The organism is Roseivivax sp. (genome assembly GCF_054552075.1).
Genome location: NZ_JBTOLZ010000004.1, coordinates 230,391 through 243,552 on the forward strand (window position 1 = coordinate 230,391; position 13,162 = coordinate 243,552).

Annotated in this window: 14 protein-coding genes; 9 read left to right on the forward strand and 5 right to left on the reverse strand. The window is 68.8% G+C overall.

The features are described 5' to 3' along the window. Window positions 1–52 precede the first annotated feature (52 nt). Genes ACX938_RS05040 through ACX938_RS05060 form a run of 5 tightly spaced genes read right to left on the reverse strand, consistent with a single transcriptional unit; the run spans window position 53 to window position 4,431 of the window. Entirely contained in the window at window positions 53–1,129 is a 1,077-nt protein-coding gene (locus tag ACX938_RS05040) for a 4-oxalomesaconate tautomerase (protein WP_459430211.1), read from the reverse strand. After that, window positions 1,122–1,793 (reverse strand): 4-carboxy-4-hydroxy-2-oxoadipate aldolase/oxaloacetate decarboxylase, encoded by a 672-nt coding sequence (locus ACX938_RS05045; RefSeq protein WP_459430212.1) that lies wholly within the window; start codon window positions 1,791–1,793, stop codon window positions 1,122–1,124. The genes ACX938_RS05040 and ACX938_RS05045 overlap by 8 nt, the downstream gene beginning before the upstream one ends. Before the next feature lie 3 nt (window positions 1,794–1,796). Next, a complete protein-coding gene (locus ACX938_RS05050; protein ID WP_459430213.1) occupies window positions 1,797–2,717 on the reverse strand; it encodes a methylenetetrahydrofolate reductase in 921 nt (306 codons plus the stop codon). An 11-nt stretch (window positions 2,718–2,728) separates the two neighbouring features. Further along, window positions 2,729–3,709 (reverse strand): VOC family protein, encoded by a 981-nt coding sequence (locus ACX938_RS05055; RefSeq protein WP_459430214.1) that lies wholly within the window; start codon window positions 3,707–3,709, stop codon window positions 2,729–2,731. Next, window positions 3,706–4,431, reverse strand: coding sequence for a PIG-L deacetylase family protein (locus tag ACX938_RS05060; protein ID WP_232755473.1), 726 nt, complete (start codon window positions 4,429–4,431; stop codon window positions 3,706–3,708). Before ACX938_RS05060 ends, ACX938_RS05055 begins: the two co-directional genes overlap by 4 nt. A gap of 169 nt (window positions 4,432–4,600) precedes the next feature. On the opposite strand from ACX938_RS05060, the gene ACX938_RS05065 reads away from it, so the two are divergent. The 9 genes from ACX938_RS05065 to ACX938_RS05105 all read left to right on the forward strand — a co-directional run bounded on the left by ACX938_RS05065 (window position 4,601) and on the right by ACX938_RS05105 (window position 13,162). Further along, the gene (locus ACX938_RS05065) at window positions 4,601–5,320 is read left to right on the forward strand and encodes a GntR family transcriptional regulator (protein WP_459430215.1); all 720 of its coding nucleotides are present in this window, start codon (window positions 4,601–4,603) and stop codon (window positions 5,318–5,320) included. A 106-nt stretch (window positions 5,321–5,426) separates the two neighbouring features. Next, a complete protein-coding gene (ligM, locus tag ACX938_RS05070) occupies window positions 5,427–6,845 on the forward strand; it encodes a vanillate/3-O-methylgallate O-demethylase (RefSeq protein WP_459430216.1) in 1,419 nt (472 codons plus the stop codon). An 86-nt stretch (window positions 6,846–6,931) separates the two neighbouring features. After that, window positions 6,932–7,912 (forward strand): TRAP transporter substrate-binding protein, encoded by a 981-nt coding sequence (locus ACX938_RS05075; protein ID WP_459430217.1) that lies wholly within the window; start codon window positions 6,932–6,934, stop codon window positions 7,910–7,912. Continuing rightward, window positions 7,913–8,413 (forward strand): TRAP transporter small permease, encoded by a 501-nt coding sequence (locus ACX938_RS05080; RefSeq protein WP_232755469.1) that lies wholly within the window; start codon window positions 7,913–7,915, stop codon window positions 8,411–8,413. Further along, window positions 8,410–9,714: a TRAP transporter large permease gene (locus tag ACX938_RS05085; RefSeq protein WP_459430218.1), complete on the forward strand. Its 1,305-nt coding sequence runs from the start codon at window positions 8,410–8,412 to the stop codon at window positions 9,712–9,714. Before ACX938_RS05080 ends, ACX938_RS05085 begins: the two co-directional genes overlap by 4 nt. Window positions 9,715–9,723: 9 nt before the next feature. Then, on the forward strand, window positions 9,724–10,800 hold the full coding sequence (locus ACX938_RS05090; protein WP_459430219.1) for an alpha/beta fold hydrolase: 1,077 nt from the start codon (window positions 9,724–9,726) through the stop codon (window positions 10,798–10,800). Beyond that, window positions 10,793–11,635: a class III extradiol dioxygenase family protein gene (locus ACX938_RS05095; RefSeq protein ID WP_459430220.1), complete on the forward strand. Its 843-nt coding sequence runs from the start codon at window positions 10,793–10,795 to the stop codon at window positions 11,633–11,635. The genes ACX938_RS05090 and ACX938_RS05095 overlap by 8 nt, the downstream gene beginning before the upstream one ends. Further along, a complete protein-coding gene (locus ACX938_RS05100) occupies window positions 11,635–11,952 on the forward strand; it encodes a YciI family protein (RefSeq protein WP_459430221.1) in 318 nt (105 codons plus the stop codon). Before ACX938_RS05095 ends, ACX938_RS05100 begins: the two co-directional genes overlap by 1 nt. 172 nt (window positions 11,953–12,124) lie before the next feature. Next, on the forward strand, window positions 12,125–13,162 hold the full coding sequence (locus ACX938_RS05105) for an aromatic ring-hydroxylating dioxygenase subunit alpha (protein WP_459430222.1): 1,038 nt from the start codon (window positions 12,125–12,127) through the stop codon (window positions 13,160–13,162).

Sequence of the window (13,162 nt, forward strand, 5' to 3'; positions counted from 1 at the left end):
CGCCAGCCCTACTGCTGTCTGGCTCACCCGCCCAGCGCACCGGACCACCCACTCACCCCTCAGGCGCCGGGAACACCTCGCCCGCCATCAGCTTCCGCGCGGTGCGCAGGAAGCCGCTGCGGGTCACAGCACCCCTCTCGTCCTGCGACAGAAGCACCGTCAGCGCGCCGGCGGGATGCTCCACCACATAGGCGCCCGCCTCCTGCCCCGTCGGCCGGGCCACGCGGCGGGCCGGGCCCTCGGGAAGCAGCGCCCCGGTCGCCACGCTGACCGCCGCGAAGACGCCCAGCGAGCGATGCACCCGGTGCGGGATGAATGAGCGCGTGGCGATCAACGCCGCGCCTTCGGGCGCGGAGACCAGCGTCATCTTCGGCACGCTTTTCTCCGAGACATCCCCCAGCCCCATCATCGGCCCGGCGGCCAGGCGGATCGCCTCGATCCGGGCCTTGAGCGCGGCGTCGCCCTCGAGCGTCTCGGGGCTCTCGCGCCCGGTCAGGCCGAAGTCTTCGGCGGCCATGAGCACGCAGGGCATGCCGTTGTCGATCAGCGTGCAGTCCACGCCCTCGATCCGGTCGACGGCCCGGCCGCTCGGCAAAAGCGCCCCGCAGAGCGCGCCCGCCAGCGTGCCGAAGGACAGCGCCACCGCCGCATGGGCGCCCGGCACCCCGTCGATGCGCGCGGTGCCGTCGTAGCTGACCCGGCCGCAGGGTGTGGCGACCACGGCCTGGGCCTCCTCGCCGGTGTTGACCATGTGGATCGCCACCCGGGTCTCGCCTTCCGCGGCGGCGACCAGCCCCAGCTCGATGGCGGCGGGGCCCACGGCGGCCAGGATGTTGCCGCAGCCCTGGGCGTCCGAGACCAGCGCGCGGTCGGGAAAGACCTGCAGGAAGAGGTAGTCGACATCCGCGCCGGGCCGCTCCGAGGGCGCCAGCACCGCCACCTTGGAGGTCAGCGGATCGCCTCCGCCGAGCCCGTCGATCTGGCGCGGATCCGGGCTGCCCATGACCCGCAGAAGCAGCGCGTCGCGCGCCGCGGGATCCTCGGGCAGATCGCGCGCCAGGAAGACCGCCGCCTTGGAGGTGCCGCCGCGCATCCAGAGGCAGGGCAGACCGCCCGGACCGTCAGACATAGCGCAGGCCCTTCTCGGCCAGCCGCCCGCGCATGTCGTAGATGTCGAGGCCCAGCTCGCCCGCCGCGAGGCGGCGGCGCTTCTCCTCCTCGGCGGCCTCGCGGGCCTGGGCGCGGGCCAGCACTTGGGGCGCCTCGGCGCGGGAGACCACGCAGACCCCGTCGTCATCGGCGACGATCACGTCGCCCGGCGCGATGGCCTGGCCGCCGCAGACGACCGGCACGTTCACCGAGCCCAGCGTCTCCTTCACGGTGCCCTGGGCGCTGATCGCGCGGGACCAGACCGGGAAGCCCATCTCGGTCAGCTCGCGGATGTCGCGCACCCCGGCCTCGATCACCAGGCCCAGCGCGCCGCGCGCCCGGGCCGAGGTCGCCAGCAGGTCGCCGAAATACCCCGCGTCGCAGGGCGAGGTCGGGGCAAGCACCAGGATGTCGCCCTCGCGGAGCTGTTCAATGGCGACATGCAGCATCCAGTTGTCGCCGGGCGGCGCGCTGATGGTCACCGCCGAGCCCGCGATCCGCGCCCCGGCGTAGATCGGCCGCATGTGAGAGGCGAGGCAGCCCTTGCGGCCCTGCGCCTCGTGCACCGTGGCGACGCCCGCGCGGCCGAGACCTTCGATCACCGATGGATCGGCGCGCTCGATGTTCTGCACGACAACCCCCATGGCTCAGCCCCGCGCTCTTGCGGGGGCCTGGGCCAGCGCGCCCGTGGCGTATTCCGCGGTGGCCTTGAGCCCGCCGAGGGGAAAGAGATGCACGCCCGCGATATGCCCCGCGTCCCGCGCCGCCGTCGCCTCGGAGAGCGCCGCGAGCATGGCGTCGGGGGTGAAGGGGGTGGCCAGCCGGGTGAGGTCGCGCGCGCGCTTCTGCAGGACGCCCAGCGAAGGGCCGACCCCGCAGACCACGGCGAACTTGATCAGCGTGTGCAGCTTGGTCGGCCCGGCAAGGCCCACATGCACGGGCAGCGCCACGCCCTCTTCGGCCAGCCGCCGGGCCCAGGCCAGCACCGGGTCGGGATCGAAGGCGAACTGGGTGACAAGGCCCATCTTGGCGTCGGTCCGCGCGGTGAACTCCGCCTTCCAGCGCAGGGCCGCCATGACCTCGCGGTCCGAGCCGTCGGGGTCGATGTCGCGGCTGCCCTCGGGGTGGCCCGCCACATGCAGCCGGGTGAAGCCCCGCGCGTCGAAGAGCCCGGTCTCCAGCATCTGCAGCGAGCTGTCATAGGCGCCCACAGGCCGCGCCCCGCCGCCCGCGATCACCAGCGCCTCCCGCACACCCGCCTCCTCGCGGTAGCGCTTCAGCCAGGTCTCCAGCGTGGCGCGGTCGGGGATCTGCCGTGCGGGCAGATGCGGCATGGCGGTGAAGCCTTCCTCCTGCAGGCGCCGGGCGGTGGCGAGCATGTCGTCGAAGGGCGTGCCCTCGATCTGGGCGATGTAGACCCGGGTGCCGGGCGGCAGGAGCTTGCGGAAATCCGGGATCTTCGCCGCGGTGCGGGGCATGACCTCGATCGAGAAGCCCGAGAGCAGTTCGCGCGCCTCATGCGAGGCCCGCGCGGGGCCTTTCGGGTTGGAAAACGGCAGAACGGTCATGGCGGGCGCTCCTATCGCTGCTCCACGGGCGGGGTGCCGTGGGTATGGAAGGTCTCGATGGTCTTCAGCCCCCAGGCCTGGCCCTTGCGGCGCTCGGCCTCGGTCCAGACGACGGGGGCATGGTCCGGGGCGAGGATCAGCCGCGCCCCGGCATTGGCCAGTTCGACCCGGTTTCCGGCGGGCTCCCAGGCGTACAGAAAGAAGGTGCCCTGGATCGCGTGCTTGTGCGGTCCGGTCTCGATGTGGACGCCGTTCTCCAGGAAGATGTCGGCGGCGCGCAGGATGTCCTCGCGCTGGTCGGTGGCATAGGTGACATGGTGCAGCCGCGCGGTCCCGCCGCCCTGCTCCTCGGTGCAGGCCAGGTCGTAGGTCTTGTTGTTGATGGTGAACCAGCAGCCGCCGATCCGCCCGTTGTCGAGCTGGATCATCTCGGTCACGCGGGCGCCGAGACAGTCCTGCATGAAGTCGCGGAAGACCGTGACGTCCGAAGCCAGGAGGTTCAGGTGGTCGATCCGGCGCGGGCAGGCCCCCTGGGCGTGAAAGCGCGAGGCCATGTTCTTCAGCGCCGGACGGTCCTCGGGGGCGGGCTCGGCGCGGCGGGTGTCGAAGTAGATCTCGAAGACATGGCCGAAGGGATCTTCGAAGCGGAAGGCCCGGCCGTGGCCCGCGTCGCCTTCGTTCCAGCCGAGGACCTTGTGGCCCGCAGCGGCGATGGCCTCGGCCCGTGCCTCCAGCGCCTCGGGGCTCGCGGCGCGGTAGCCGATATGGCCGACCCCGGTGCTGTGGTGGCGGGTGAGCTTCAGGGAATGGAACTCGTAGTCGTCCCAGGCGCGCAGGTAAGCGCAGTCCGGCTCCTGGAGGGAGACCTTGAGCCCGTAGACCCGGGTGAAGAAGTCGAGGCTTTCCTCGAAGCGGTCGGTCAGAAGCTCGACATGGCCGAGGTGGGCGATCTCGCCCCAGCCGGGCGGCGGTGTGGCCCCGCCCCCGGTCACAGCGCGTCCACCGTGCGGGGGAAGACCGACTCGAAGCCCTCGGCGTAGCGGCAGTCGCGGCCGCCGGACTGGCCGCCGGAGTTGCGTTTGAAGTGGTTGGCGCGCTGCTGGGCGACGCGGGTGTAATATTCCCAGAGGTGCTGCTGGCCGTTCATGCAGCGCATGGCGGCCTCCTTGCGCTCCCAGACCGGGGTGATGTCGAGGAAGGTGTCGGGCTTCCAGCCCATCTGCTCGGTCTGATGCGGCTCGAAAAGGTAGAGCTGCGGCGCGCCGAGCACCTGTTCGCCGGGGTTGTGGCCCCAGGCCTGGGCGATCATCCGGGTCTCGAGCGCGAGCTGTGTGGCGTAGCTGTGGTCCGTATTATACGGGTCGTAGCGCGAGTGGCTCAGCATGAAGCCGGGCTGCACCTCGCGGATCAGGTCGACGAGCCGCATTTTGTCGGCGCGGTCCAGCTCGAGCGGGTAGTCGCCGAGGTCGAAGCAGACCAGGCGGTGCGCGCCCAGCGCCTCGGCGGCGGCCTCGGCCTCGCTTTTGCGCAGGGCTTTCACCTCCTCGAGGCTCTTGCCCTCCTTCCAGAGCCGGGCGCTTTCGCCGCGCTCGCCGAAGCTGAGGCAGGCCACCGTCACCTCGATCCCCTGCGCGGCATGCAGCGCGATGGCGCCGCCGCAGCGCCACACGAAATCGGCCGCATGGGCCGAGATCACCAGAGCCGTCTTCGTCATCGCGCCCTCTCCTCCCTTGGCGTGCCGCGGCGCCCGGACGGGCCCGCGCGGCGGGGCGAATCACGTCGGATGGGACGATTTTCGCCGCGTCTGATGTCGTATCATGTATACATGGAGACGGGAAAATGCTAGCCTCTTCGTCACAAAGTGTTTCATCACAGGCAGCAGAATGTCCTCCAAAACCCATACCGAACGCGCCCTCATCACGCTCCGTCAGCGGGTCCTGAACGGCAGCATCGCGGGCGGCGAACGCCTCTATGAGGTGGCGCTGGCCAATGACCTCGAAATCTCGCGCACGCCGGTCCGCGCGGCGCTGTCGAAACTGGCCGAGGAAGGGCTGCTGGAACGCATCGCCGGCGGCGGCTTCAAGGCCCGCCGTTTCGAGATGCGCGACGTGCTCGATACGATCGAGCTCAGGGGCACTTTGGAGGGCACCGCCGCGCGCCTTGCGGCAGAGCGCGGGATCACCCCGGAACACCAGAAGGAAGGCGAGGTCATCCTGCGCGAAATCGACCGCATCCTCGAGGCCGAGGAGATAGATATGGACCTGTATGCAAAAGAAAATTCAAAGTTTCACGATCTCATGGCGCGAATGGCCGGCAGCCGGGTGATCCGCCACGAGATCGAGCGGGTGACCGCCCTGCCCTTTGCCTCGCCCTCGGCCTTCCTCGACGACGAGAGCCAGGTGACCCGGTTCCGCAAGACGCTGACCATGGCACAGGAGCAGCACCGCGCCATCCTCGGCGCCATCGGCGCGCGCGAGGGATCCCGCGCCGAGTTCCTGGCCCGCGAACACGCCCGCACCGCCCGGCGCAACGCCCATCGGCTGGTCACTGAGCGGCAGTCCTCCGAGGGCGGCGCGCCCTCGCTCGCGCTGGTCTCGAAGTGAGCGCCCCGCGCGGCACCCGCACTGAGCCCCCGGGCAAAAGATTCTTCTTGCCCCGGCGTCAAAACAGCTTACCCATGTATACACGACACGATTGGGAGGAAGTGACGTGACCAACAGCCTTGCTGCTGCCATTGCCGCCGCCGGCAATCCGGTGAACCTGCTGCGCAACTCGAAGATCGGGATGTATGTCTATCCCGTCGTCGCGCCGGAGTTCTCGAACTGGCGCACCGAACAGGAGGCCTGGCGCAAGAGCGCGGTGCTCTTTGACCAGACCCACCACATGGATGAGCTGATCGTCGAGGGGCCGGATGCCACCGCCTTCCTGTCGCACCACGGCATCAACTCCTTCGCCAATTTCGACCTGAACCGCGCCAAGCACTTCGTGCCGGTCACGCCGAACGGCCATGTCATCGGCGACCACATCATCTTCCGCGAGCGCGAGGACAAATACATCCTCGTGGGCCGCACGCCGACCTCGAACTGGCTGATGTTCGCCGCCGCCTACGGGCAGTGGAACGTGCGGCTGCGCTACGATCCGCGCTCGCCCTCGCGGCCCGAAGGCGAGCGGGTGGTGCGCGAGCATTACCGCTTCCAGATCCAGGGCCCCGACGCGCCGAAGATCTTCGAGAAGATGAACGGCGGACCGGTGCCGGAGATCAAGTTCTTCCACGTCGACTGGATCAACATCGGCTCCAAGCGCGTGCAGGCGCTGCGCCACGGCATGTCCGGCGCGCCGGGCCTCGAGGTCTGGGGCCCCTACAAGGACAAGGACTACATCCAGTCCACCATCCTGCAGGCGGCGCGCGACGCGGGCGTGAACCTCGTGCAGTGCGGCAGCCGCGCCTATTCCACCAACACGCTGGAGTCGGGCTGGATTCCCTCGCCCCTGCCGGGGATCTACACCGGCGACGGGATGCTCGCGGCCTATCGCGACTGGCTCGGCGCCGACAGCTACGAGGCGGCCGGCGCGATCGGCGGTTCCTTCGTCTCGGACAACATCGAGGACTACTACGTCAATCCCTTCGAGCTGGGCTACGACTTCTACATCGGCTGGAAGAAGGACGACTTCATCGGCAAGGAGGCCCTGGCCGCGCTCAAGGGCAAGCCCTCGAACCGCAAGAAGGTCACCTTCGAGTGGAACCGCGAGGACGTGCTGAAGGTCATCGCCTCCTCCTTCGAGGAAGGCACGCCCTACAAGTGGATCGACTTCCCGCAGCCGAACTACGCCTCCTCCAGCGCCGACATGGTCTGCGACGAGAGCGGCAAGATGGTCGGGATGTCGATGTTCAACGGCTACAGCTTCAACGAACGCTGCCTCCTGAGCCTTGGCGTGGTCGCGCCCTCGGTCGAGGTGGGCGACGTGCTGACGCTGAAATGGGGTGAGCCCGAGCCGACCGAGAAGACCTCGACCGAGACCCACCGGCAGGCCGAGATCCGGGTCCGGGTCGCGCCGACCCCCTACGCCAAGGAGGCGCGCGAGAACTACGCCGACAGCTGGCGCACCAAGTCGACCGTCAGCGCCTGACGGCACGCGCATCGCGGGGGGCCGCCCGGCCCCCTGTCGTTCTGGCGGACCCCGCGGGGCCGCCGCATTCCAGGGAGGAACCCACCATGATCCAGAGACGCCTTGCCGGCCTCGCCGCGACCGCCTGCCTTCTGGCCGGCGCCACCCAGGCCGAAGAGCTGAAGTTCGCCAACTTCACGCCGCCCTTCCACACCATCAACCCCAGCGTCATCGAGCCGCTGAACGCCACGCTCAGCGATGCCACCGGCAGCGAATGGAGCGTGCGCGGCTATCACGGCGGCGAGCTGGGCGCGGGCCCGGTCGAGCAATACGTGCGCGCCGTCCAGGGCGTCGCCGACATGGTCTGGGGCCTGCCCGGCTACACCTCCTCGCAGTTCGAGACCACGATGATCGTCGAGCTGCCCGACGCGATCCCGCTCGAGAAGCCCGGCTACGAGGCGCTCTGGGCGGCCTTCGACGCGCATCTCTCCGACGAGTTCCCGGGCACGGTGCCGCTGGCGCTTTGGACCTCGGAGCCGAACATCTTCATCATGAAGGACCATGACATCCGCACGCCCGCGGACGTCTCGGGGCTGAAGATCCGCGTCGCGGGCGCGACCTCGGCGCAGGTGCTGGAAGCCCTGGGCGGCACGCCCGTGCAGATGCCCATCAACCAGGTCTACAACGCGCTTCAGACCGGGCTGATCGACGGGGTGATCACCGGGGCCTCGACCCTCAACGACTTCAAGCTCGACGAGGTGGCCAACAGCTACACCCTGGGCGCCAACCTCGGGCGGCTGTCCTTCTACACGGTGATGAACCAGGGCGCCTATGACGGGCTCAGCGACGAGGCCCGCGCGGCGCTCGACGAGATGGCCGGCATGGCGCTGTCCAAATCCGCCGAGGACGCCTGGAACGCCCAGGCCGACGACGCCATGGGCAAGGCCCGCGCCAGCGGCGACAACACCGTGATCGACCTCTCCGAAGACGAGATCACCGCCTTCTCCGAGGCCGTGGCCGAGGTGGTCAACGGCTACGTCGAGGGTGTCGGCGGCGCCGAGGCGCTGGCGGCGATGAGGGCCGAGTAAGTGACGCTTCTGCGCAAAATCGCGGACGGGCTCATCGGCCTGTCCGCCCTGGTCGGGGGGCTCTGCCTCCTGGCCCTGGTCGGCGTCATCCTGGTGGATGTCGTCGGCCGGAGCTTCGGCGCGCCGCTCTTCGGCAGCCAGGACCTGATCACCATGGGCATGGCGCTCCTGGTCTTCGGGGGCATGGCGCTTTGCGACCGGGAAGGCGGGCATATCGCCGTCGACCTTCTCGAGCCGCGCTACTCCCCGGCGCTCAACCGCGCCATCGACATTTTCACCGCAGTCCTCGGCTGCGTCATCTTCGTGATGATCGCCCTGACCGTGATCGAGGCGGCCCGGCTCAGCCAGATGCTGAACATGTCCACCAACCTCCTGCGCCTGCCGCGCGCCTGGTTCCAGTGGGGCCTCGCGCTCATGTCGCTGGTCGCCGCGCTGGGGCTGGCGGTCCGGGCGCTCGAGCTGACGCTGACCCGCAAAGACATCCGCAAGGAGACCCCATGAGCAGCGGCTTGATCGGCATCCTCGGCATCGCCGCGCTTCTGGCGCTGCTGCTTCTGCGCATCCCCGTGGCCTTCGCGATGTTCCTCGTGGGCTTCCTCGGGCTCTGGATCATCGACGGCTGGACCGTGGCGAGCGGGCTTTTGGCCTCGGAGACCTTCACCCTCGCCTCCAAGCCCGAGCTGGTGGTGATCCCGCTCTTCATCCTGATGGGCAATGTCGCCTCGGCCACCGGCATGAGCCGGCAGCTCTATGACGCCGCCTATGCGCTGATCGGCCATGTGCGCGGCGGGCTCGCCTCGGCGACGATCATCGGCTGCGGCGGCTTCGCGGCGCTCTCGGGCTCCTCGGTGGCCTCGGCGCTGACCATGGGCAAGGTGAGCCTGCAGGAGATGGAGCGCTTCAACTACGACCCGCGCCTCTCGACCGGCAGCGTCGCCGCCGGGGGCACGCTGGGCATCCTGATCCCGCCATCCACCGGCTTCGTGATCTACGCGATCCTGACCGAGCAGAGCATCGGGCGGCTCTTCATGGCCGGTGTCCTGCCGGGGCTGCTGCTGCTTCTGGTCTTCGTGCTGACGGTCTTCGCGCTCTGCCTGCTGCGCCCCGAGTTCGGCCCCAAGGGACCGAGCACCAGCTTCGTCGAAAAGCGCCGCGCGGTGGCCGGCGCCCTGCCGATCCTGGTCTTGGTGCTGGTGACCATCGGCGGCATCTACCGCGGCTTCTTCTCGCCCGAGGAGGCCGCCGGCGTCGGCGCGGGCCTCGCGATCATCTACGGGCTCGCCACCCGCCGGCTGACGCTGGGCGAGCTGGTGCAATCGGTGCGCGGCTCGGTGGTGACCACCGCCACGGTCATGCTGATCCTGATCGCGGCGCATCTGCTGAACCCCTTCTTCGCGCTGACCCATATCACCGAGACGGTGGGCAACTTCCTGGACGCGCTGGACCTCAGCGTGCTGGGCACGCTCCTGTTCATCCTGCTCGTCTACCTGGTGCTGGGCTGCTTCCTCGAAGGCTTCGCCATGCTGGTGCTGACCCTGCCGATCTTCTTCCCGGTGGTGGTCGAACTGGGCATCGACCCGATCTGGTTCGGCGTGTTGGTGGTGCTGACGCTGGAGATGGGGCTGATCTCGCCCCCGGTGGGGATCAACGTCTTCATCGTGAAATCCGTCGCCAAGGCAGTGCCGCTGGGCCAGATCTTCCGCGGCGTGCTGCCCTTCTGGCTGGCGATGATCGCGGTCCTGGGCGTGCTGATCGCCTTCCCGCAGATCTCGCTCTTCCTGCCCAACACGATGTTCAACTAGGAGGCCGAGGTGACCACATTTCTCCTGATCCCGGGCCTGATCTCGGACAGTCACGTCTGGACCGCGACGCGCGCCGCCCTCGAGGCGGGCGGGCAGAGAACCGCCCTCGCCGATGTGACCACGCAGGGTGACATCCCCGAGATGGCCCGCGACCTCCTGGCCGCGCATGAGGGCCCGCTGGTGCCCGTCGGGCATTCCATGGGCGGCCGCGTCGCCATGGAGATGGCCCGCATCGCGCCCGACCGCATCGCGGGGCTCGCGCTTCTGAACACCGGCATCCACGCCGCCCGCCCCGGCGAGGCCGAGAAGCGCGAGGCGATGATCGCGCTCTCCGCCCGCGAGGGCATGGAGGCGCTGGCCGAACGCTGGCTGCCCGGCATGATGGCCGAGGGGCGGACGCCCGACCCCGAGGTGCTCTCGGGCCTCCAGGCCATGGTGCGCCGCATGACGCCCGAGATCCACGCCCGCCAGATGCGCGCCCTGCTCGCACGGCCCGATGCCGCCGCGACGATCGGCGATTTCGCCGGGCCGATGCTGCTCATCGTCGGACGGCAGGACCAATGGAGCCCCATCGCCCAGCACGAGGAAATCGCCGCGCTATGCCCGCAGGCCGAGCTGCGGATCATCGAGGAGGCCGGGCATTTCGCCCCGGTCGAACAGCCCCAGGCCACCGCCGGCGTGATCGCCGATTGGGCCGCCGGGCTGCCGCAAGCCGCCACCGGAAAGGAGCCCGCCATGTCCCAAGGCGACCGCATTCCCGACACGCCGCTGTTCGACCGCAGGCGCGCCAATGCCGGATACGAGCTCAACAAGATGGCCATGGGCCTTTCCACGCCCGAGGGCCGCGCGGCCTTCCTCGCCGACGAAGGGGCCTATCTCGACCGCTTCGCCCTGAGCCCCGAGCAGCGCGCGGCCGTCCTCGCCCGGGACTGGGCCGAGATGGTGCGCCTTGGGGGCAACCTCTTCTACATCCTGAAGATTTCCGCCGTCGACCCGACCCCGATCCGCGAGATCGGCGCCGCGCAGGCGGGCATGGAGCTGCAGGAGTTTCTCGACACACGGCTGGGGAAGGTGACCAATGGCTGAACTGATTGGCGGCTTGGGAACAAGCCATGTGCCCTCCATCGCGATGGCCATCGACAAGGGCCTGCGCGAGAGCGAAGAGTGGAAACCCTTCTTCGACGGCTACACCCCGGCGCAGGAGTGGATCGCCGAGAAGAAGCCCGACATCGCCGTGGTGATCTTCAACGACCACGGCAATTCCTTCTTCCTCGACCGGGTGCCGACCCTGGCGCTGGGGGTGGCGGATGAATACCGCCCCGCCGACGAGGGCTGGGGCCCGCGCCCGATCCCGACCTTCGAGGGGGCGAGCGACTTTGCCTGGCATCTCGCCGACCGCATGGTCGAGGGCCATTTCGACCCGATGCTCTGCCGCGAGCTGGACGTGGATCACGGGATGCAGGTGCCGATGGAGCTGGTCTTCGGCCGCCCCGAAGCCTGGCCGGTCAAGGTCGTGCCGATCCTGGTGAACACCATCCAGTATCCGATCCCCACCCCGCAGCGCATGTGGGAGCTGGGCGAGCTTCTGCGCCAGGCGATCGAGAGCTATCCGACCGACGAAAAGGTCGTGGTCCTGGGCACCGGCGGGCTGTCGCACCAGCTCCAGGGCGCGCGGGCGGGCTTCATCAACCCCGAGGCCGACCGCGAATGGGTCGCCAAGATCGGCGCCGACCCGGCGCGCTACCGCGCCATGACCCGCGAAGACTACATCGAGGAGTTCGGCTCCGAGGGGGCCGAGCTGATCATGTGGCTGGTGATGCGCGGCTGCATGGATGCCGAGGTGAAGACCCTGCACAAACATTATTTCGCCCCGGCCTCGATGACCGGCGCGGGCATGGTGCTGCTGGAGAACGCGGGCTGATGTATTTCCTGATGGTCTGCACCCATGCTGAGGGCGCCGATGTGCCCGCCCGCCGCGACGCGCTGCGCCCCGAGCACCGCGCCTGGGTCGCCTCGGGCGGCGAAGGACGCGCCAAGGTGCTGACCGGTTCGGCGCTCTGGGACGAGGCGGGCGCCGGGATCGGCAACTTCGGCATCCTCGAGGCCGCGCGCCCCGAGGATGCCCGCGCCTTCGCCGAGGGCGATCCTTTCTTCACCGGCGGGCTGGTCACCGGCTACACGCTGACCCGCCTGGCCGACGGCTTCCGCGCCGAGCGGATCGAGCCCTTGACCACGTGACGACCTGACGACCTGACGACCTGACCACCCGAGGCCGCGGAGAGGCCTCAAACGCAAGAAAACCCCGCCATGCCACCTTTGTGAGCCGCCAAAACCGCGGCAAGGCATGGCTTCGACCCGAATTTTTATGTATACATGAAATGACCCCGAGACTGCTGAACTGGAGACCGCCATGTTCCCTCTGAATGCCTGGTACGTTGCCGCCACCGACAATGAGATCGGCCGAAAGCTGTTTTCCCGCCGCATCTGCAACAAGCCGATTGTCCTTTACAGGAAAGAGAATGGTGAGGCCGCGGCCCTGGCGGACGCCTGCTGGCACCGGCTGCTGCCGCTCTCCAAGGGGGAGCTGCACGGCGACAATGTGATCTGCGCCTACCACGGGCTGGAATTTGATGACACGGGCCGCTGTGTATACATGCCGTCCCAGGACACCATCAATCCTTCCGCCTGCGTCACCAGCTACCCGGTGGTCGAGAAACACCGCTTCATCTGGGTCTGGCCCGGCGATCCGGCGCTGGCCGATCCCGCGCTGGTGCCCGATCTGCATTGGCACGACGACCCCGAGTGGGTCTCGGACGGGCGGGTGATCCACGCCAAATGCGACTACCGGCTGGTGGTCGACAACCTCATGGACCTGACCCATGAGACCTTCGTGCACGGCTCCTCGATCGGCAACCGCGCGGTGGCCGAGGCGCCCTTCAGCGTCACCCATACCGACACCACCGCCACGGTGACCCGGATCATGGAGGACATCACCGCCCCGCCCTTCTGGGCCGAGAACTTGGGCCAGGCCGAGCATGTCGACCGCTGGCAGGTGATCAACTTCGAGGCGCCCTCGACCATCGCCATCGACGTCGGCGTGGCGCCGACCGGCACCGGCGTGCCCGAGGGCGATCTGTCGAAGGGCGTGCGCGGCATGGTCCTGAACACGATCACCCCCGAGACCGACAAGACCTGCCATTACTTCTGGGGCTTCGCCCGTTCTTTCCGCACTGAGGAACAGAGCCTCACCCAGCGCATCGTCGAGGGCGTCTCGGGCATCTTCCGCGAGGACGAAGAGATCCTCGAGGCCCAGCAGAAGGCCATCGACGACAACCCCGACCACGTCTTCTACAACCTCAACATCGACGGCGGCTCGATGTGGGCGCGCAAGCTGATCGACCGGATGGTCGCGCGCGAACGCGACCCCGCCGACATCGCGGCGGAGTAA